Genomic DNA, 19,567 nt, shown 5'->3' on the forward strand with positions numbered 1-19,567 from the left:
CGCGACGAACCCGTCGCCCATCACCACCACGGCGTCGAGGTTGTGCGAAAGCCAGCCGAACCCGGCCATGAACAGTTCCACCAGATGACGACTCGCCTTGGCCGCATCCGTGTAGCGCGGCTCCTGCGAGAAGCCGGTCCACGCCCCCGCAACCTGCCGGCCGCGGAAGGTGTAGTAGCTCAGGCCCTTGGCACCGAGCACGTAGAACACCGGCTCCTTGCCCTCGCTGACCAGCAGCTGCCGCAGCTCCTCGGCCTCCTTGAGGACGTTGGCGTTGTAGCCGCCGGCCATGCCACGGTCACTGGTGACAACCAGGACTGCGGCACGCCTCGGGTTGGGCCGTTCGTTGAGCAGGGGGTGATCCAGCGACGCGGACGCGCTCGCCAGTTCGGAGAGCACCTTGGTGATCTCCTCGGCGTACGGCTTGGACGCTGCCACTCGGGCCTGAGCCTTCGTGATCCGCGACGTCGCGATCAGCTCCTGCGCCTTGGTGATCTTCTTGGTCGAGTTGACCGACTTGATCCGCGAGCGGAGCTCGCGCAGGCTTGCCATTCGTCGATCACACTCCCTTCACAGGACGCTGGGTCATGGTCTCCACGCTCACTTGCGAACAGTGGTGCGCTTGACGGAAACCTGCTCCTGCTCGACCTCGTCGGCGCCCAGGGCCTCGGCCTCGGCCTCGTTCACGACGCGGGTTCCGTCGGAGGCGATGAAGCCCTCCTTGAACTTGTTGGTCGCGGCGAGCAGCGCGGACGCGGAGTCGTCGGTCAGCGCCTTGCCGCCGGCGATCTGCTCGTAGACGCCCGAGGCGCTGTGGTGCAGGTCCTCGAGCAGCTCGGCCTCGAAGCGGCGCACGTCGCCGACGGGAACCGAGTCGTAGACGCCCTCACCCGCGAGGTAGATCGACACGATCTGGTCCTCGACGGCGACCGGGGAGTACTGGTCCTGCTTGAGGAGCTCGACCAGACGCTGGCCACGCTCGAGCTGCGCCTTCGAGGCCGCGTCGAGGTCGGAGGCGAAGGCGGCGAAGGCCTCGAGCTCACGGAACTGCGCGAGCTCCAGACGCAGCGAGCCGGACACCTTCTTCATGCCCTTGGTCTGCGCGGCGCCACCGACTCGGGACACCGAGATACCGACGTTGATGGCGGGGCGGATGCCCTTGTTGAACAGGTCGGACTCGAGGAAGACCTGGCCGTCGGTGATGGAGATGACGTTGGTCGGGATGTAGGCCGAGACGTCGTTGGCCTTGGTCTCGATGATCGGCAGGGCCGTCAGCGAACCGCCACCGAGCTCGTCGGACAGCTTGGCCGAGCGCTCCAGCAGACGGGAGTGCAGGTAGAACACGTCGCCCGGGTAGGCCTCACGTCCCGGCGGGCGGCGCAGCAGCAGGGAGATCGCGCGGTACGCCTCGGCCTGCTTGGTCAGGTCGTCGAACACGATGAGCACGTGCTTGCCCTGGTACATCCAGTGCTGGCCGATGGCCGAGCCGGTGTAGGGGGCGAGCCACTTGAAGCCGGCGGAGTCGGAGGCGGGGGCCGCGACGATGGTGGTGTACTCCATCGCGCCGTGCTCCTCGAGGGCGGCCTTGACGCCCGCGATGGTGGAGCCCTTCTGGCCGATCGCGACGTAGATGCAGCGGACCTGCTGCTTCGGGTCGCCGGAGGCCCAGTTGGCCTTCTGGTTCAGGATCGCGTCGACGCAGACGGCGGTCTTGCCCGTCTTGCGGTCGCCGATGACCAGCTGGCGCTGGCCGCGGCCGATCGGGGTCATCGCGTCGATGGCCTTGATGCCGGTCTGCAGCGGCTCCTCGACCGGCTGGCGCTGCAGCACGGTCGCGGCCTGCAGCTCGAGGGCCCGGTTCTCGGTCGCCTCGATGTCGCCGAGGCCGTCGATCGGCTGGCCCAGGGGGTTCACGACGCGGCCGAGGTAGCCGTCGCCGACCGGCACCGACAGAACGTCGCCGGTCCGCTTGACTTCCTGGCCCTCTTCGAGGTCCTGGTAGTCGCCGAGGATGACGGCACCGATCTCGGTGGCGTCGAGGTTCAGGGCCACGCCCAGCACACCGCCGGGGAACTCCAGCAGCTCGTTGGCCATCGCCGACGGCAGACCGCTGATGTGCGCGATGCCGTCACTGGTGTCGGCGACCACGCCGACCTCCTCGCGGGAGGCCTCCGGGGAGTAGCTCGCGGTGTAGTTGTCGATCGCGCTACGGATCTCGTCGGAGGAGATCGTCAGCTCCGCCATGTTCTTCCTGCTCTCGGTATCTGGTCTTCGAAAAGATCGCTATGTGTGTGTGTTCGGTAGTGGACTACGTGAGGCTCTTGCGCACTGCGGCGAGTCGACCCGCGGCGGTGCCGTCGATGACCTCGTCGCCCACCCGGACGACCAATCCACTGAGAAGCTCGGGAACCACCTCGACGTGCACCGTGACCGGTTTCCCGTACGTTCTGGTCAGGATACCGGTGAGCCGTTCGGCCTGCGCCGCGCTGAGAGGTGCCGCGCTGCGCACGTGGGCGACGGCGCGGTCCCGCTGGGTGGCGGCGAGGTTCGACAGTGCGTCGAACGCGTCGGCCGGGGCCTTGTCCTTCAGCCGTCCGACGGCCTGCACGGCCAGGGCCTCGGTGATCGCCGTGGACTTGCCGTAGAGCAGACGCGAGAGGAACTCCCGCTTGGCCGCCAGCGGCTTGGTGCGATCGGAGAGGGCCTGTTCGAGTTCGGCGTTGCCGGCCACGATGCGACCGAGCCGGAACAGCTCGTCCTCGACGGTGTCGAGCTGGTTCTGGTCCGCCGCCGCCGACAGGAGGGCTTCGCGGCCCAGCTGAACGAGGGAGTTGGTCAGGTCGGACTGGGTCGACCAGTCCTGCCCGGCCGCCGCCTTCAGGGTCGCGAGGGTGACGGGCGAGACCTTGCTCCCGAAGACCCGCTCGGCCAGTGCCTGCCGACCGGCTGCCGGGGCCGAGGCGTCGGCCAGCGCACTCCGCAGGGTGCGCTGATCGTCGAGCACCTCGACCACCGAGAACAGCTCGGAGCCGGCCTGCGCCGCAGCTGCAGTTGCGGCACCCGCGGCAGCGGATGCGGTGCTCGACGCCAACGCGCCCTGCAGCGCGGAACGCGTCTGAGCGAGTGCCTCACGGCTTGCTGCGTACATGGTGCTCACTTTCGGGATGCAGAGTCAGCGCTGAGGGAGTCGAGCTCGCTGAGGAAGCGGTCGATCGAGCCGGCACGCTTGACGTCGTCGGAGAGGGACTCCCCGATGACCTTCTCGGCCAGATCCACGGCGGTGCGTCCGAGATCGCCGCGCAGCTCGGTCACGATCTGCTGGCGCTGGGCCTGCAGCTGGTTGTGACCGGCAGCGACGATGCGGTCGCTCTCCTCCTGGGCCTGGGCCTTCATGTCCGCGATGATCTGCTGGCCCTGGGCACGGGCCTCCTCGCGGATCTGCGCCGCCTCGGTGCGGGCCTCGGCGAGCTGCGCGCGGTACTGCTCGAGCGCGGCCTTTGCCTCGGCCTGAGCTTCCTCGGCCTTCTTGATGCCGCCTTCGATCAGCTCCGAACGCTCGTCGAGCACCTTCTGGAACAGCGGAAGCACGTACTTCCAGAAGACGAGCCCGACGATGATCAGGGCGACCAGCGACCAGACGATGTCATACGTCGCGGGGAGCAGAGGATTTTGGTCCTCCGCCTCCGCCGCGAGCAACAGGATGCTGTCAGCCATGGTCGTCAGATCAGAAGATGAAGCCGGCGACGATACCGATCAGCGCCAGGGCCTCGGTGAACGCGATACCGAGGAACATGGTGGTGCGCAGCTGGCCGGCCATCTCGGGCTGGCGGGCCATGCCCTCGATCGCCTTGCCGACGACGATGCCGATGCCGATGCCGGGGCCGATGGCCGCGAGGCCGTAGCCGACCGCACCGAGACCGCTGATGGTGCTCTCCGTCTGGGCGAGGACGTCAACTGCCTGAAGCGCAACGCTCATTGGTGTTCCATTCCCTTTCTTGTGGCTCGGCCCCGGGGATCGGCAACCGAGTCAGTCTGTGTGTTGTGTGGGTAGTGCCGGTCGGCGCGCTAGTGCTCTTCGGCGTGCAGCGCCAGGTCGATGTACACCGCCGTCAACAGCGAGAAGATGTACGCCTGCAGGACGATCACCAGCAGCTCGAAGAAGGTGAACGCGACGCCACCGATCAGCGAGCCGATGCCGAAGATCTTCATCGCGCCTTCGGAGCTGAAGAAGAAGAACTGGGTTGCGCTGAAGAACAGCACCAGCATGATGTGGCCGGCCAGCATGTTCGCCATGAGACGGATGGTGAGCGTGAACGGGCGCAGCAGGAACGTCGAGATGAACTCGATCGGAATGACCAGCACGTGCAGCGCGGGGGGCAGGTTCGGGACGACGATGCTGCTCTTGACGTAGCGGAAGAACCCGTACTTCTTGATGCCCACGTAGTTGAAGACGACGTAGGCCAGCGCGGCCAGCACGATCGGCATACCGATGCGCGCGTTCGACGAGATGTTCAGGAACGGGATGACCGACGTCAGGTTGAGACCGACCACGAGGAAGAAAATGGTCACGAGCACCGGAAGGAATCGGCGGCCCTGCTGCTTGCCGAGGATGTCCTCGGCGATGTTGATCCGCACGAAGTCGATCATGATCTCGGCGACGTTCTGCACACCGCGGGGCACAATCTTCGGGCTGCGCATCGCGAGCGCGAAGAACAGCGCCACGAGCACGGCCACGACGACGCGGATGAGCATCAGGCGGTCCATTTCGAAGGGGGTGCCTTCGAACAGAACTGCTGGGGGGAAGAAATCGGCTAGTGACGGCGCGTGGAATTCTCCGGCAGCCAAGGTGGTGACGCTCAGCGCTCTCTCCCGTAGTCGGCCGCAGGCATTGCCGTCTGCGGTTCGATCGGACATTGACGATCCAACAAGTCGACCAGGTCGGCTCGCGTATTCGCCAGCTGCTGTCGGCTCCCGATCGGGGCCAGCGTCTGTCGGTGTCGGCGACTCTCGTCGACTCGGCGGCCATTCGAACACGACCGCCTGCGAGGGCACAACCGCACTCGACTCCTCCGGAATCGCAGGCAGTCGCACTCGCTTGGGACGACCTTATCAACACTTCTACGACGTTGTGTAGGCGGGTGCCCGTACCGCCAGGTCATTGACAACGGCGGTACTACCGCTCGTCGTTGTTCCCCTGCTCAGCGCTACCGGCAGGCTCCACGTACAGCGCCCGCTGCGACAGCACACCGTAGGTCTCGGCCCCCAGAACGATGAGCAGCGCGAAGACGATGGTGAGCACCAGCGCACCCTTGTCGTAGAAATCGAGCGGCTTGAGCAGCATCATCACCACGATCGCGAGGATCAACTTGAGCAGCCAGGTGCCCAGCAGCACCGCGCCCGCCGTCGTCGCCGGGAGCCGGGCGGTGAGCAGCACGCCGAGAGCGGTGAAGAGAATGAACCCCCCTCCCACGGCCGCGCCGATCAGCGCGCCCCACACGCCCGGCAGGCCGGCGACGAGGCCGCCGATCACCGTCGCGACGACCGTCAGTGCGATCAGTCCGAGCACGCCGTAGCGGACGGCGGCGCGCATCGGCGCGGAAGAGTCGGGCAGGGCGGGCAGGGGCCGATCCGGGGAGGTCACGGGAATCAAGCCTAACGGACCCGGCGCCGGCCCCGGCGTCGCCGGGGACGGTCGGCGTCCTCGTGACGCAGCGACGGCACCGCCGTGACGACCAGCGCGAACACCAGTCCACCCGCCACGAGCAGCACGACGGCCCGCCGGTCGAGCAGGGAGGAGCCGACGGCCCCGAACGCGAGCACCCCGACCCACAGGTAGATCAGCAGCACCACCCGGCGGTGCGAGTGCCCGATCTGCAGCAACCGGTGATGCAGGTGCATCTTGTCGGGACTGAAGGGGCTGACCCCGGCCCGGGTGCGCCGGACGATCGCCAGCAGCAGGTCGAGAATGGGGATGAACATGACAGCCCCGACGAGGATCAGCGGGGAGAGCAGGCCGAGCAGGTCGCGGGTGCCGTAGGCGGCCAGGGGGATGCGTCCCGACGCGCTCGTCGAGGTCGCCGCCAGCATCAGGCCGATCAGCATCGATCCGGAGTCGCCCATGAAGATCCGGGCCGGCTGGAAGTTGTGCGGCAGGAAGCCGAGGCAGGCGCCGGCGAGGGCCGCGGCGATCAGGGCGGGCGGATACGCGCTGACGTCGCCGCCCTGGTCGTGCAACAGCCCGACGGAGAACGCACAGATCGCGACGGCTGCGATCAGTCCCAGGCCGGCCGCGAGCCCGTCGAGGCCGTCGACGAAGTTCATCGCGTTGATCATCACCACCGCGACCAGCACGGTGAACAGCCCCCCCTGCAACTGGTCGAGGATGAGGGTGCTGCCGCCGAACGGCTCGTAGATGACGATCCAGCTCACGCCCATCACGACGAGCACGCCCGCCGCCGTGACCTGCCCGACGAACTTGGTCAGGGCGTCGAGTCCCCAACGGTCGTCGATGATCCCGACGATCACGATGATGGTGCCCGACACCAGCGCCGCACCCATGTCGGGGGTGTACTCGAAGCCTCTGGTCAGCGCCGGCAGCTGCTGGGCGAACAGCAGGCCCGCCACCAGCCCGATGTACATGCCGACGCCGCCGAGCCGTGGCGTCGGCTGGACGTGCACGTCGCGGTCCCGGGGCACCGCGACGGCACCGAACCGGATCGCGGCGATCCGCACGGCCCCGGTCGAGAGGAAGGTGACGACCGCGGCGGTGAGGAGCACGAGCAGCAGCTCACGGATGGGCACGCCGGCGCCGCGGCCCGACTGGGCCAGCACCAGGGATGCCGTGTCGGCGGCAGTCACTTCGCCCGGTCCCCGCCGTCACTCCCCGCCGGCACGCAGCTGCGCCGGGTCCTCGCCCAGCACCTCCGCGATGTCCTCGACCGCCACGGCGCCCTCGCGCAGCACGCGGGGCCGGTCGGCGGTCAGGTCGACGATGGTGGAGGCGACGGCGTGTTCGGCCGGTCCGCCGTCGAGGTACACGCTCGCCGACCCGCCGAGCTGGGTGCGCGCCTCGTCCACCGTGGTGGCCGGCGGACGGCCGGAGACGTTCGCGCTCGACACGGCCAGCGGGCCCACCTCGCGCAGCAACTCGAGCACCACGGGGTGCAACGGCATGCGCAGCATCACGGTGCCGCGCGTGTCCCCCAGGTCCCATGCGAGCGAGGGCGCTTGGTGCACAACGAGACTGAGACCGCCGGGCCAGAAGGCACGGATGAGTTCCCGCGCCTGCGGACGAACGGTGTTCACCAGGCCGTCGATCGTGTTCCACGAGCCGACCAGCACCGGCACCGGCATGTCCCGGCCCCGGCCCTTGGCGCGCAGCAGACTGGTCACCGCATCGCTGTCGAAGGCATCCGCCGCGATCCCGTACACCGTGTCCGTGGGCACGACGACGAGCCGTCCGGCCTTGAGCGCACCCTTGGCGGCGGTCAGACCGGCGGCGCGGGAATCGGGGCGACTGCAGTCGTAGACGGTGCTCACGGGTTCATCCTTCCACTGCCGCGAACGTGTCCGGCATCACACACCCGTCCCGCCCTGGGATCCGCCGCGCCGCGCCTCCACGTCGGTCGGCACCCGGCGGGCGACGACGAACCGCGGCCGGCCCGCCAGATCGGGGTGCTCGGTCACGTCACCGAACACGCGGCGCTGCGCGAACAGCTCCGCGACCTGGGCACCGTTCGTGTCGTCGTGCTCGACGCCGACGGCACCGCCGATCCGCAGCCAGCGGGCAATGTTCGACACCATCGGCTTGATCACCGACAGCCCGTCGGGACCGCCGAACAGCGCCGAGTGCGGGTCGTGCTCGATCACCTCGGGCGGGAGGTCGGTGCCCTCGGGAATGTAGGGCGGATTCGACACCACGATGTCGACCCGGCCCTCGAGCGAGGTGAGCAGGTTGCGGTCCGTCACGTCGCCCTGATGCAGGAGGATCGGCGTGTCCCCCGCCGCCGCGCAGCGTTCCGCGTTCCGCCGCGCCCAGGCCAGGGCGTGGGGCTCGAGTTCGACGGCGTGGACGACCGCGTCGGGCCGGGCGTGCGCAACGGCCAGCGCGAGGGCGCCCGAGCCGGTGCACAGGTCGAGCACCACCGGCGGATGCTCCTGGAGTCCTTCCAGGTACGCCAGGGCCCAGGCCAGCAGCAGCTCGGTCTCGGGCCGCGGGACGAAGACGCCGGGGCCGACCTCGATGTCGATCTCCCCCATCCCCGTGCTGCCGGTGATGTACTGCAGCGGGATCCGCTTGGCACGCTGCGCGATCATCGCGCGGTACGCGTCGACCATGGCGGGGTCGACGAGCGGCACGAGCCCGAGACGGGTGCGCTCGATGCCGAGCAGATGCGCGGCGAGCAGCTCGGCGTCCACACGCGGGCTGGGGACACCGGCTTCCTCGAGCACCGACACCGCTTCGAGGATCGCCAGGCGCAGGGGTTGACGAGTCACGGCGTACAGACTGCCATGCCGGTCACCACACGGAAACGGACAGGTCACGCATCCGGTCTGCGGCATGATCGAGATCGTCCGTGTCAGGCAGCACTACGGAACTACGGAAGGATCTTCCTGTGACGAAGTCGGGATTCGCGGTTCGGGCAGCGGCCGTCGTCGCGCTCGGAGCCGCCGGCAGCCTCGCAGCGCCCGGACTTGCCTCCGCATCGCCGATCGACGTCCAACCCACGCCGCTGCTCTGCAGCTACGTCGCGCCGATCCACAGCGTGACCGAGACGGACAGCGACGCCCTCGAGGAGGGTCGGCTGTTCTTCGCCGTCGGCGAGCAGAAGGCGCAGAACGGTCAGGTGGGCTGGGTCAACACGGCCACCTGGCAGACGGGGGGCGCCTCGTTGACCGCGACACCGCAGAGCAGCGACGTCCCGGTCGCGCTGCTGAACACCGGGCCGGGCACCGTCGTGTCCGCCGTGTGGGGACCGCATCAGAACGCGAAGGGCGAGAGCTGCTTCCTGCTTCCCGGCATCGACATCTCGCAGGTGCCCGGGGACGACGATCCGGGCGACGAACCCGGCGAGACCGCGCAGTAGCCGCCCGGGGCCCGGCTCACGGCGTCACTCCGCGGCGAGCCGGGCCTCCCGGTCGGCCTTGCCCAGGGCGTCGAGCAGGGCGTCCATGTCGCCGTCGAGCACACCGTCGAGGTTGTGGGCCTTGAAGCCGATGCGGTGATCGGTGATCCGGTTCTCGGGAAAGTTGTAGGTGCGGATGCGCTCGGAGCGGTCCACCGTGCGCACCTGGCTGGCGCGGCCCGCGGAGGCCTCCGCCTCGGCGGCCTCCTCCGCCGCGGCCTGCAGCCGCGCGGCGAGCACCTGCATCGCCCGTGCCTTGTTCTGCAGCTGGGACCGCTCGTTCTGGCACGTGACGACGATGCCGGTGGGCAGGTGCGTGATGCGCACCGCCGAGTCGGTGGTGTTGACGCCCTGACCACCCTTGCCGGAGGAGCGGTACACGTCGATGCGCAGGTCCGACTCGTCGATCTGGACCTCCTCCACCTCGTCCGGCTCGGGGTAGATGAACACGCCGGCCGCCGAGGTGTGCACCCGGCCCTGGGACTCGGTGACGGGGACACGCTGGACGCGGTGCACGCCCCCCTCGAACTTCAGGCGCGACCAGACGCCGTCGCGCACATCGCTCTTCGACTTGATCGACAGCGTCGCGTCCTTGTAACCGCCGAGGTCGGAGATGGTCGCGCCGAGGACCTCCACGCGCCAGCCGGCGCGCTCGGCGTACCGGATGTACATGCGGGCGAGGTCGGCGGCGAACAGCGCGGACTCCTCACCGCCCTCCCCCGACTTGACCTCGAGCACCACGTCGTCGCCGTCGTGCGGATCGCGCGGGGCGAGCAGGTCGGTGAGCGCCTTGTCGAGTTCGCTCACCCGCTCCTCGAGGGCGGGAATCTCGGTCGCGAAGGCGGCGTCGTCCGCGGCGAGCTCACGCGCGGCCTCGAGATCGTCGCGCGCGGCCCGCAGCTTGGTGTAGGTGGCCATGACGGGAGCGAGCTCGGCGAACCGCTTGCCGACCTTGCGGGCCGTCGCCGGGTCGTTGTGCAGCGCCGGATCGGACAGCTGCTGCTCGAGACCGGCGTGTTCGGCCAGGATGTCGTCGATGGCCGACGGCTTGGTCTGCCCCGCCATGTGATTCGCTCCACTCGTCCGTCGTGCCGATCCGTGCCGCGCCCGGATCGGGATGGAAAAAGGCCGACGCCCGGTCTGTTGCTGAGACAGAACCGGGCGTCGGCGAGACAGCTACTTGTCGGCAGCAGCCTTCTTGGTGTCGCGCTTGCCGTAGCGGGCCTCGAAGCGGGCGACGCGTCCGCCGGTGTCGAGGATCTTCTGCTTGCCCGTGTAGAACGGGTGGCACTGCGAGCAGACCTCGACGGTGATCCGTCCCGACTCTGCGGTGCTGCGCGTCTCGAACGTGTTCCCGCAACCGCAGACGACGGTGGTCGTCACGTAGTTCGGGTGGATTCCTGCCTTCATGGTGTCCCTTTCGTGGCCGCCGGGTCGCCTCCGCGGATCGGAGACGTGAACCGGGACCGGACTGAGCTGTTCGATTATGCCAAACGCATGCCCGGGGGAAGAAATTCCGCCCCCGGGCATGCGGCGCCGCTGCCGCGGCGATCAGTCGTCGAGCGCTCCCGGTGCCGTCTTCGACACCTGCAGGAGGAACTCGATGTTGCTCTTGCTCTTCTTGAGCCGGTCGATGAGCAGATCGATGGCCTGGTGCGAGTCCAGACCGGAGAGCACGCGGCGCAGCTTGTGCACCACCGCGAACTCGTCGGGGCTCATCAGCAGCTCGTCCTTGCGCGTACCGGAGGGGTTGACGTCCACCGCCGGGAACACGCGCCGCTCGGCGATCTTGCGGTCGAGCTTGAGCTCGGCGTTGCCGGTGCCCTTGAACTCCTCGAAGATCACCGTGTCGCCCGTCGAACCCGTCTCCACCATGGCCGTGGCGATGATGGTGAGCGAGCCGCCGTTCTCGATGTTGCGAGCCGCGCCCAGGAACCGCTTCGGCGGGTACAGGGCGGTCGAGTCGACACCACCGGAAAGGATGCGGCCCGACGCCGGCGACGAGTTGTTGTACGCGCGGCCGAGGCGCGTGATCGAGTCGAGCAGGACGACCACGTCGCGGCCCTGCTCGACGAGCCGCTTGGCCCGCTCGATCGCAAGCTCGGCGACCGACGTGTGGTCCGACGGCGGCCGGTCGAAGGTCGAGGCGATGACCTCGCCCTTGACCGAGCGCTGCATGTCGGTGACCTCTTCGGGCCGCTCGTCCACCAGCACGACCATGAGGTAGCACTCGGGGTTGTTGGCCGTGATCGCGTTCGCGATGTCCTGCATCACCGTCGTCTTGCCGGCCTTAGGCGGCGAGACGATCAGGGCACGCTGGCCCTTGCCGATCGGCATGATCAGGTCGATCACGCGGGTGGTCAGGATGTTCGGGGTGGTCTCGAGCCGCAGCCGCTGGTTCGGGTACAGCGGGGTGAGCTTGTTGAACTCCGGGCGGCGCTTGGCGGCCTCGACGTCGCCGCCGTTGACCGTGTCGAGCCGGACCAGCGGGTTGAACTTCTGGCGCTGGTTGCCCTGCTCCCCCTCGCGCGGCACGCGAACCGCACCGGTGATGGCGTCGCCCCGGCGCAGGCCGTTCTTGCGCACCATGTTCATCGAGACGTACACGTCGTTGGGGCCCGCCAGGTACCCGGAGGTCCGGACGAACGCGTAGTTGTCCAGGACGTCGAGGATGCCGGCGACCGGCTGCAGGACGTCGTCCTCGCGGATCTCGGGCTCGCGTGTGTCACCGCCGGCCTCGCCGCGGTCACGTCCGCGACGACGCTCACGGAAGCGGCGCCCGCGGCGCCCGCGGCCGTCCTCGTCGTCCTCGCCACCCCGGCCGTCGCGGCCGTCCTGACGGGGGCCCTGACCACGGTCCTCGCGGCGGCGTTCCCCCTGGTCGCGCTGGCCGTCGCGCTGGTCGCGCTGGCCGTCGCGCTGGCCGCGCTCGCGCCGACCGCCGTCGGACGGCTCGGCCTTCTCCTCGGTCTTCTCCTCGGCGCGCGGCTTCTCGTCGGTCCGCGCCTCGGCGGCGTCCTTCGGGGCCTCGGCGGTGGTCGTCTCGGCGGCCTGGTCGCCACCTCGGCGACCGCGACGCTGACGACCCCGGCGGCCACCCTCGGCCTCGCCGTCGGCGGGCTGCTCCGCCGCCTCGGCGGGCTGCTCGGGCGCCGTCGTCGCGGCGGGCCGCGCCTGGGCCGGCTCGGCGGCGGGGGCGGCGGTGTCGGCCGGGGCCGCGTCCTGGGCGGCACCACGGGCGCGACGAGCCCGGACGGGCCGGGCCGGCTGTTCCGGCGCAGGAGCCGTCTCGGCGGCTCCGCCGCCCTGACGCTCCTTGATCGCGGCGATGAGATCGCCCTTGCGCATCCCGGAAGTTCCCTTGATGCCGAGTTCGGCCGCGAGAGTCCGCAGCTCGGCCAGCACCATGCCGGAGAGACCGGCGCCACGCCGCCCACCGGCACGCGGTGCAGTCTGTGCAGGATCGGTGGCCTGCGCTCCCGCGGACGAATCCGTGGTATCGAGAACAGGCGTAGCGATCAGGTCCGTATCTGTCACGGAGATCCTTTCCTTCCCTCACTCGCGCCACGCAGAGTCGAGGGTTCGTTCCGCAGATCTTGCGTCGATCTGGGATTGCCGTACGTGTTCACGGATCGAACGGTCGGCACGTCCGCCATCACGCCATCCTCCGGCAGGTGCGGTCGGTCCATCTCCCCGAAACGAGGTCAGGTGAGGATCGATCCAGGATCGATCGCCCCGATGGATCTGGAGTGAATGCCCTGGAAAAGCCAGCGACTGAAACGCACGACGTGCGGACTAAGCACAGAATAGCGACGAACTGTACGTTGAGCAAGAAGAAGCCCCCGGGCGCGTCGCCCGGGGGTTCGCGCCCGACTCGAGAGGTTCGGGCTCGCTCACACGACCTGCACGCCGTCCGCGACGTCGAGTTCGAGCACGGTCATGTCGTCGGCCTCCGCGGCCGCGCGCAGATCCGCGGGGAACGACTCGGTCGTGAGGGCGAGGACCGTGGGGCCGGCACCGGAGACCGCGGCGGGAATGCCCGCCGCGCGCAGGGTGGCGATCCACTTGGTGGTCAGCGGCAGGGCCGGGGCGCGCTGCGCCTGGTGCAGCAGGTCCTCCGTCGCCGGCATCAGCAGGTCCGGCCGCTCGGTGAGGGCGACGACGGCCAGCGCCGCGCGGCTGACGTTGAACGCCGCGTCGCGGTGCGGCACCAGATCGGGGAGCAGCCCGCGGGTGTGCGCGGTGGACGAGCGCGACGACGGCACCAGCACGACGACCCGGATCGCCGGGTGGACCGTGAGGGGCACCGCGCGGTAGGTGCGCTGTTCGTCGCCGACGACCGACTCGCTCCACGACACGACCGCGCCGCCGAGGATGCTGGCGGAGGCATTGTCCGGGTGGCCCTCGAATTCGGAGGCGAGCTGGACGAGCTGCGCCTCGTCGAGCACGCGCTCCGGAGCCACCTTGCGCACCAGCCCGTTGGCGGCCGCCAGGCCTCCGACGACCGCCGAGGCCGAGGAGCCGAGGCCGCGCGAGTGCGGAATAACGTTGCGGCACAACACGTCCAGGCCGTCGGCCCACACTCCGGCGGCCTCGAGGCCACGCTCGACCGCCCGCACCACCAGGTGCGACGGTCCCCACGGCACCTCTTCGGCGCCCTCGCCCTCGACGCGCACCTCGAGGCCCGATGCGGTTGTGGTGACCGTGATCTCGTCGTACAACCCGACGGCCAGCCCGAGCGAATCGAAACCGGGGCCCAGATTCGCGCTCGAGGCCGGGACCCGGGCGGTCACGGAGATCCCTACGGGCAGCGTCTGCGTCATGTCGTCTTTCCCAACGGAGGAGGGCGCGGCGGTCACTAGGCCAGCTCGAGCGCCGCGGCCACAGCGACCGGATCGACCGGGATCGGCTCCACCTGCGGCATCCCGAGCAGCGCCGTGTCGGGATCCTTCAGGCCGTTGCCGGTGACGGTGCACACGACCTTCAGCCCGGAATCGAGCCAGCCCTCCTTGCGGGCGGCGAGCAGACCGGCGATCGACGCGGCGGACGCCGGTTCGACGAACACGCCTTCGGTGGCGGCGACGAGCCGGTACGCCTCGAGGATCTCCTCGTCGGTGGCCGCCCGGAACGCGCCGCCGGACTCCTCCTTGGCGGTCATCGCCCCGTTCCACGACGCCGGGGCGCCGATGCGGATGGCGGTGGCGATGGTCTCGGGGTCCTTGACGGGGGCGCCGTGCACCAGCGGTGCCGCGCCCGCGGCCTGGACGCCGAGCATGCGCGGCTTGCGGGTGGTGAGGCCGTCCGCGAAGTACTCGGTGTAGCCGCGCCAGTAGGCGGTGATGTTGCCGGCGTTGCCGACGGGCAGCACGTGCACGTCGGGGGCGTCGCCGAGCGCGTCGGCGATCTCGAACGCCGCCGTCTTCTGCCCCTCGATGCGCACGGGGTTGACGGAGTTCACCAGCCCGATGGTGGGGAACTCGGCGGTGGTCTTGCGGGCGAGCTCGAGACAGTCGTCGAAGTTGCCCTGGACCTGGATGATCTTCGCGCCGTACATGACCGCCTGGGCCAGCTTGCCCATCGCGATCTTGCCGTCCGGCACGAGCACCGCGCAGCCCATGCCGGCCTTGACGGCGTATGCGGCCGCCGAGGCGGAGGTGTTGCCGGTGGAGGCGCACAGCACGGCCTGCTGGCCGCGGGCGAGGGCGTCGGTGACGGCCATCGTCATGCCGCGGTCCTTGAACGAGCCGGTCGGGTTCAGGCCCTCGACCTTCAGGTGCACCTCGCAACCGGTCAGTTCCGACAGGTGCGCCGCGGGCAGCAGCGGGGTGCCGCCCTCGCGCAGGGTGATGGTCTTCCAGTTGTCGCCGATCGGGAGCCGGTCACGGTACGCCTCGATCAGACCCGGCCACGGGGTGTGCACGGGGGTGGCGGTGTTCTTCTCGGGCGCGCTCATTCGGCGGATCCCTCCAGTCTCAGGACGCTGGTCACAGCGATCACGGATTCGAGTTGGTCGAGCGCTGCGACGGTGTCCGACAGCGCCTTGTCGGTGGCGCAATGGGTCAGCACCACCAGGCGGGCTCCGTCGCCGGCGCCCTCCTGGCGCACGGCGGCGATGCTCACGTCCCGCTTGGCGAACTCCGCGGCCACCGCCGAGAGCACGCCGGCCCGGTCCGCGACCTGCAGGTTGACGTAGTAGCGGGTGACGATGTCGCTCATCGGGGCGATCTCGAGGTCGGCGTACCGTGATTCGCGCGGGCCCCGGCCCCCGTGCACCCGGTTGCGGGCGGCCATCACGAGGTCGCCCATCACCGCGGAGGCGGTGGGCGAACCGCCGGCACCCTGGCCGTAGAACATCAGACGGCCCGATGCCTCGGCCTCGACGACGACCGCGTTGAACGCACCGTTGACGGCGGCGAGGGGATGCTCGCGCGGCACCAGGGCCGGATAGACGCGCGCCGAGACCCGGTCCTTGCCGTCGGTGGTGATCCGCTCGCAGATGGCCAGCAGCTTGACGGTGCAGTTCAGCGCCCGCGCGGTGGTCAGGTCGGCGGCGGTGATCTTCGAGATGCCCTCGCGGTAGACGTCGCCGGCGGTGACGCGGGTGTGGAAGGCGATCGAGGCCAGGATCGCAGCCTTGGACGCGGCGTCGAAGCCCTCGACGTCGGCCGTCGGGTCGGCCTCGGCGTATCCGAGCCGGACCGCCTCGGCGAGGGTCTCGGCGTAGTCGGCGCCGGTCTCGTCCATGGCCGAGAGGATGTAGTTGGTGGTGCCGTTGACGATGCCGAGGACCCGGTTCACCTTGTCACCGGCGAGGGACTGGGTGAGGGGCCGGATGACCGGGATGGCGCCGGCGACGGCCGCCTCGAAGTACAGGTCCACGCGCTTGGCCTCGGCGGCCTCGGCGAGCTCGCCCGTGTACTCCGCGAGCAGGGCCTTGTTGGCGGTGACCACGGATTTGCCCGAGTCCAGGGCCGTGCGGACGAGCTTGCGCGGCAGTTCGATGCCGCCGATGACCTCCACCACGATGTCGACGTCGTCGCGGGCGATCAGGCCCTCGGCGTCCGTGGTGAGCAGGTCCTGCGGGATGCCGCGGTCGTCGCGGACGGTGCGCACGGCCACGCCCCGCAGCTCGAGCGGCGCGCCGATGCGCGCCTCGAGATCGGTGGCATCGTCGCGGATGATGCGCACGACCTCGGCTCCGACGGTGCCGTGCCCGAGCACAGCCACACCGATCGGGCGCTGCCCCGGTTCGTTGGTCACCGCTTCGGTCGTCACTCCGTAACCTCCAAGCTGAGCAGATCTTCCACGGTTTCCCGACGCAGGACGACGCGGGCGGCGCCGTCCTTGACCGCCACGACGGCGGGCCGGGGCAGCAGGTTGTACCTGCTGGACATCGAGTAGCAGTATGCACCGGTCGCGGCGACGGCCAACAGGTCGCCGGCTTCGAGGTCGGCGGGCATCCAGGCGTCGCGGATGACGATGTCGCCGCTCTCGCAGTGCTTGCCGACGACGCGGGACACGACGGGCTCCGCGTCGCTGGACCGCGACACCAGGCGGGCCTCGTACTCGGCCTGGTACAGGGAGGTGCGGATGTTGTCGCTCATGCCGCCGTCGACGCTGATGTAGCGGCGTGCCTGGTGAGCCCCCACCGCGACGTCCTTGATGGTGCCCACCTCGTAGAGGGTCACGGTGCCGGGGCCGGCGATCGCGCGTCCGGGCTCGACCGCGAGCGTCGGCTCGGGCAGGCCGGCGAGTGCGGACTCGGTCTGCACGATGTGCCGCAGCTTGGCAGCGAGTTCCTCCACGGGCGGCGGGTCGTCGCTGGGCACGTAGGAGATGCCGAGGCCGCCGCCGAGGTCGACGATGTTCATCTGCGCGGTCTTGTCGACGCCGAATTCGTGGACGGCATCGCGCAGCAGGCCGATGACCCGGTGCGCGGCGAGCTCGAACCCGTCGACGTCGAAGATCTGCGAGCCGATGTGGCTGTGCAGGCCGACCAGGCGCAGGTGATCGCTCGCGAACACCTTGCGGACCGCGGCCATGGCCACCCCGCCGGCCAGGGACAGCCCGAACTTCTGGTCCTCGTGCGCGGTGGAGATGAACTCGTGGGTGTGCGCCTCGACGCCGACCGTGACGCGGATCAGCACGTCCTGCACGACGTCGAGTTCGGCGGCGACCGCGTCGAGCAGGTCGATCTCCGACATGGAGTCCAGGACGATGTGCCCGACGCCTGCGGCGACGGCGGTCCGCAACTCGGCCACGGACTTGTTGTTGCCGTGCATGGCGATCTTCCCGGCCGGGAAGCCGGCACGCAGCGCGACGGCGAGCTCACCGCCGGTCGCGACGTCGAGGGACAGACCCTCCTGCTCGACCCAGCGCGCGATCTCGGTGCACAGGAACGCCTTCGACGCATAGTGCACCTTCGCGCCCGGCCCGAACGCGGCCGCGATGTCCCGGCACCGGGAGCGGAAGTCGTCCTCGTCGACGACGAAGAGCGGGGTGCCGTATCTCTCCGCGAGTTCGGTGACGGGCACGCCGGCGATCGTCACGATGCCGTCGTCGCCGCGCCGCGCGTTGCGGGGCCACACGTTCGGGTGCAGCAGGTTCAGCTCGCCGGCGTTCGCGGGCCGCTCGGTCAGGCCCGGTGCGTGCGGGATCTCGGCGTGCCGGGGACCGGCGGGGTGCGCGTTCACATCCGCTCCGGGGCGCTCACGCCGAGCAGTCCGAGCCCGTTGGCCAGCACCTGACGGGTCGCCGCGCACAGCGCGAGCCGCGCCGCGTGCAGCGGGCCGGGCTCCTCGTCGCCCTGCGGCAGGATGCGGCAGGAGTCGTAGAAGCGGTGGTAGGTGCCGGCGAGTTCCTCGAGGTACCGCGCGACGCGGTGCGGTTCCCGCAGTTCGGCGGCCTTGGCGAGGACGCGCGGGTACTCGCCGATCGTGCGGATCAGGTCGCCCTCGCGCTCGTGGGTGAGCAGGGCCAGGTCGGTGTTCTCGGCGCCGAGACCGGGCTCGGCGGTGTTCTCGGCGCCGAGACCGAGCTCGGCGGCGCCCCGGGCGATGGACGAGAGCCGGGCGTGCGCGTACTGGACGTAGTAGACCGGGTTCTCGTTGGTGGTGCTGGCCCACAGCTCGAGGTCGATGTCGATGCTCTGATCCACCGACGAGCGCACCAGCGCGTAGCGGGCGGCGTCCACGCCGATCGCCTCGACGAGGTCGTCGAGGGTGATGACCGTGCCGGCGCGCTTGCTCATCTTCACGGCGACCCCGCCGCGCACGAGGTTGACCATCTGCCCGATCATCACCTCGACGGTGTCCGGGTCGTCGCCGAACGCGGCGGCCGCGGCCTTGAGCCGGCCGATGTAGCCGTGGTGGTCCGCGCCGAGCATGTAGATGCACAGGTCGAAGCCGCGCGACCGCTTGTCCTGGAAGTAGGCGATGTCACCGGCGATGTAGGCGGCGTTGCCGTCGCTCTTGATGACGACGCGGTCCTTGTCGTCGCCGAAGTCGGTGCTCTTGAGCCACCACGCGCCGTCCTGGTGGTACAGGCTCCCGGAGGTCTTGAGTGTCTCGACGGCCTTCTCCACGGCGCCGGACGCGAACAGGGAGTTCTCGTGGAAGTACACGTCGAAGTCGACACCGAACTCGTGCAGGGTGCGCTTGATGTGCGCGAACATCAGTTCGACGCCGATCGAGCGGAACACCTCGTGCCGCTCCTCTTCGGGCAGCGCGAGCGCGTCCGGGCGCTGCTGCAGCACGGCCTGCGCGATGTCGGCGATGTACGCGCCGGCGTAGCCGTCCTCCGGCGCGGGCTGCCCCTGTGCCGCGGCGATCAACGAGCGCGTGAACCGGTCGATCTGGGCGCCGTGGTCGTTGAAGTAGTACTCGCGGGTGACGTCGCCGCCCTGCGTGGTGAGGATCCGGCCGAGGGCGTCGCCGACCGCGGCCCAGCGGGTGCCGCCGAGGTGGATGGGCCCCGTGGGGTTCGCGGAGACGAACTCGAGGTTGATGCGGGTTCCGGCCAGCGCGTCCGAGTTGCCGTACGCGGCGCCCTCGGTGAGCACCTGGGCGACGATCGCGCCCTGGGCGTCGGCGGCGAGGCGGATGTTCAGGAAGCCCGGGCCGGCCACCTCGGCGGACTCGATGCCGTCGGCGGCGGTGAGGGCCTCGGCGAGCCAGCCCGCGAGTTCCCGCGGATTGACGCCGGCCTTCTTCGCGACCTGCATCGCGACGTTGGTCGCGTAGTCGCCGTGCTCCGGGTTGCGCGGCCGCTCGACCGTCAGGGTCTCGGGCAGGACGGACACGTCGAGGTCGCGCTCGGCGAGCACCCTCGCAGCGGTTCCGTGGAGCAATTCGGCAAGGTCGGCAGGAGTCACGGGTCTCTATCCTATTGGCTCCGTCCCACCCGGCGTGACGCCGGTCCGGCCTGTTGTCGCGGTCACGGCC

At 69.9% G+C, this 19,567-nt stretch carries 19 protein-coding genes; 1 reads left to right on the plus strand and 18 read right to left on the minus strand.

The features are described 5' to 3' along the window. From AIIKEEIJ_RS24600 to prmC, 10 genes are all read right to left on the minus strand, one after another. Positions 1-552: F0F1 ATP synthase subunit gamma (locus AIIKEEIJ_RS24600; RefSeq protein WP_202917561.1), on the minus strand; the 552-nt coding region annotated here is incomplete at its 3' end. 48 nt (positions 553-600) lie between these two features. Beyond that, positions 601-2,244, minus strand: a complete 1,644-nt coding sequence (gene atpA / locus AIIKEEIJ_RS24605) for a F0F1 ATP synthase subunit alpha (protein WP_006944348.1) — start codon at positions 2,242-2,244, stop codon at positions 601-603. 64 nt (positions 2,245-2,308) lie between these two features. After that, on the minus strand, positions 2,309-3,148 hold the full coding sequence (locus tag AIIKEEIJ_RS24610) for a F0F1 ATP synthase subunit delta (RefSeq protein WP_006944350.1): 840 nt from the start codon (positions 3,146-3,148) through the stop codon (positions 2,309-2,311). Positions 3,149-3,153: 5 nt separating this feature from the next. Further along, positions 3,154-3,714, minus strand: coding sequence for a F0F1 ATP synthase subunit B (locus AIIKEEIJ_RS24615; RefSeq protein ID WP_006944352.1), 561 nt, complete (start codon positions 3,712-3,714; stop codon positions 3,154-3,156). A 10-nt stretch (positions 3,715-3,724) separates the two neighbouring features. Further along, positions 3,725-3,976 (minus strand): ATP synthase F0 subunit C, encoded by a 252-nt coding sequence (locus AIIKEEIJ_RS24620; protein WP_003935756.1) that lies wholly within the window; start codon positions 3,974-3,976, stop codon positions 3,725-3,727. 89 nt (positions 3,977-4,065) lie between these two features. Beyond that, complete coding sequence (gene atpB, locus AIIKEEIJ_RS24625; protein ID WP_170914067.1) at positions 4,066-4,914, minus strand: F0F1 ATP synthase subunit A; 849 nt, start codon at positions 4,912-4,914, stop codon at positions 4,066-4,068. 259 nt (positions 4,915-5,173) lie between these two features. Next, a complete protein-coding gene (locus tag AIIKEEIJ_RS24630) occupies positions 5,174-5,590 on the minus strand; it encodes a hypothetical protein (protein WP_202917562.1) in 417 nt (138 codons plus the stop codon). Positions 5,591-5,652: 62 nt separating this feature from the next. Next, on the minus strand, positions 5,653-6,858 hold the full coding sequence (locus tag AIIKEEIJ_RS24635) for an MraY family glycosyltransferase (protein ID WP_161996773.1): 1,206 nt from the start codon (positions 6,856-6,858) through the stop codon (positions 5,653-5,655). Between the two features lie 18 nt (positions 6,859-6,876). Beyond that, a complete protein-coding gene (locus AIIKEEIJ_RS24640; RefSeq protein WP_029542940.1) occupies positions 6,877-7,539 on the minus strand; it encodes an L-threonylcarbamoyladenylate synthase in 663 nt (220 codons plus the stop codon). 36 nt (positions 7,540-7,575) lie between these two features. Continuing rightward, positions 7,576-8,496 carry a peptide chain release factor N(5)-glutamine methyltransferase gene (gene prmC / locus AIIKEEIJ_RS24645; RefSeq protein WP_029542938.1) on the minus strand — a complete coding sequence of 307 codons (921 nt, stop codon included), beginning with the start codon at positions 8,494-8,496 and terminating at the stop codon, positions 7,576-7,578. A 119-nt stretch (positions 8,497-8,615) separates the two neighbouring features. Between prmC and AIIKEEIJ_RS24650 the strand changes: the two genes are divergently transcribed. After that, positions 8,616-9,086 (plus strand): hypothetical protein, encoded by a 471-nt coding sequence (locus tag AIIKEEIJ_RS24650; RefSeq protein WP_006944374.1) that lies wholly within the window; start codon positions 8,616-8,618, stop codon positions 9,084-9,086. Positions 9,087-9,110: 24 nt separating this feature from the next. On the opposite strand, the gene prfA is transcribed toward AIIKEEIJ_RS24650, so the two are convergent. The 8 genes from prfA to argS all read right to left on the minus strand — a co-directional run bounded on the left by prfA (position 9,111) and on the right by argS (position 19,497). Further along, positions 9,111-10,190: a peptide chain release factor 1 gene (gene prfA / locus AIIKEEIJ_RS24655; RefSeq protein ID WP_006944377.1), complete on the minus strand. Its 1,080-nt coding sequence runs from the start codon at positions 10,188-10,190 to the stop codon at positions 9,111-9,113. A 111-nt stretch (positions 10,191-10,301) separates the two neighbouring features. Then, positions 10,302-10,535 carry a 50S ribosomal protein L31 gene (gene rpmE, locus AIIKEEIJ_RS24660; protein ID WP_006944378.1) on the minus strand — a complete coding sequence of 78 codons (234 nt, stop codon included), beginning with the start codon at positions 10,533-10,535 and terminating at the stop codon, positions 10,302-10,304. A gap of 141 nt (positions 10,536-10,676) precedes the next feature. Further along, the gene (gene rho, locus AIIKEEIJ_RS24665; protein WP_161996774.1) at positions 10,677-12,662 is read right to left on the minus strand and encodes a transcription termination factor Rho; all 1,986 of its coding nucleotides are present in this window, start codon (positions 12,660-12,662) and stop codon (positions 10,677-10,679) included. Between the two features lie 356 nt (positions 12,663-13,018). After that, complete coding sequence (gene thrB, locus AIIKEEIJ_RS24670; RefSeq protein ID WP_161996775.1) at positions 13,019-13,948, minus strand: homoserine kinase; 930 nt, start codon at positions 13,946-13,948, stop codon at positions 13,019-13,021. A 35-nt stretch (positions 13,949-13,983) separates the two neighbouring features. Then, positions 13,984-15,078: a threonine synthase gene (gene thrC / locus AIIKEEIJ_RS24675; protein WP_072634969.1), complete on the minus strand. Its 1,095-nt coding sequence runs from the start codon at positions 15,076-15,078 to the stop codon at positions 13,984-13,986. Continuing rightward, on the minus strand, positions 15,075-16,400 hold the full coding sequence (locus AIIKEEIJ_RS24680; RefSeq protein WP_006944383.1) for a homoserine dehydrogenase: 1,326 nt from the start codon (positions 16,398-16,400) through the stop codon (positions 15,075-15,077). Before AIIKEEIJ_RS24680 ends, thrC begins: the two co-directional genes overlap by 4 nt. After that, the gene (gene lysA / locus AIIKEEIJ_RS24685; RefSeq protein ID WP_161996776.1) at positions 16,397-17,818 is read right to left on the minus strand and encodes a diaminopimelate decarboxylase; all 1,422 of its coding nucleotides are present in this window, start codon (positions 17,816-17,818) and stop codon (positions 16,397-16,399) included. Before lysA ends, AIIKEEIJ_RS24680 begins: the two co-directional genes overlap by 4 nt. Then, positions 17,815-19,497 (minus strand): arginine--tRNA ligase, encoded by a 1,683-nt coding sequence (gene argS / locus AIIKEEIJ_RS24690; protein WP_161996777.1) that lies wholly within the window; start codon positions 19,495-19,497, stop codon positions 17,815-17,817. Before argS ends, lysA begins: the two co-directional genes overlap by 4 nt. Positions 19,498-19,567: the final 70 nt, after the last annotated feature.

This window comes from Rhodococcus sp. YH1, from assembly GCF_009939605.1.
Taxonomy (GTDB): Bacteria; Actinomycetota; Actinomycetes; order Mycobacteriales; family Mycobacteriaceae; genus Rhodococcus; species Rhodococcus aetherivorans.

What these genes read in the sequence shown, in the direction of transcription:
- atpA (WP_006944348.1), bottom strand. Translation starts at nt 2,244, where the DNA reads ATGGCGGAGCTGACGATCTCCTCCGACGAGATCCGTAGCGCGATCGAC.
- AIIKEEIJ_RS24610 (WP_006944350.1), bottom strand. Translation starts at nt 3,148, where the DNA reads ATGTACGCAGCAAGCCGTGAGGCACTCGCTCAGACGCGTTCCGCGCTG.
- AIIKEEIJ_RS24615 (WP_006944352.1), bottom strand. Translation starts at nt 3,714, where the DNA reads ATGGCTGACAGCATCCTGTTGCTCGCGGCGGAGGCGGAGGACCAAAAT.
- AIIKEEIJ_RS24620 (WP_003935756.1), bottom strand. Translation starts at nt 3,976, where the DNA reads ATGAGCGTTGCGCTTCAGGCAGTTGACGTCCTCGCCCAGACGGAGAGC.
- atpB (WP_170914067.1), bottom strand. Translation starts at nt 4,914, where the DNA reads ATGTCCGATCGAACCGCAGACGGCAATGCCTGCGGCCGACTACGGGAG.
- AIIKEEIJ_RS24630 (WP_202917562.1), bottom strand. Translation starts at nt 5,590, where the DNA reads ATGCGCGCCGCCGTCCGCTACGGCGTGCTCGGACTGATCGCACTGACG.
- prfA (WP_006944377.1), bottom strand. Translation starts at nt 10,190, where the DNA reads ATGGCGGGGCAGACCAAGCCGTCGGCCATCGACGACATCCTGGCCGAA.
- rpmE (WP_006944378.1), bottom strand. Translation starts at nt 10,535, where the DNA reads ATGAAGGCAGGAATCCACCCGAACTACGTGACGACCACCGTCGTCTGC.
- thrB (WP_161996775.1), bottom strand. Translation starts at nt 13,948, where the DNA reads ATGACGCAGACGCTGCCCGTAGGGATCTCCGTGACCGCCCGGGTCCCG.
- thrC (WP_072634969.1), bottom strand. Translation starts at nt 15,078, where the DNA reads ATGAGCGCGCCCGAGAAGAACACCGCCACCCCCGTGCACACCCCGTGG.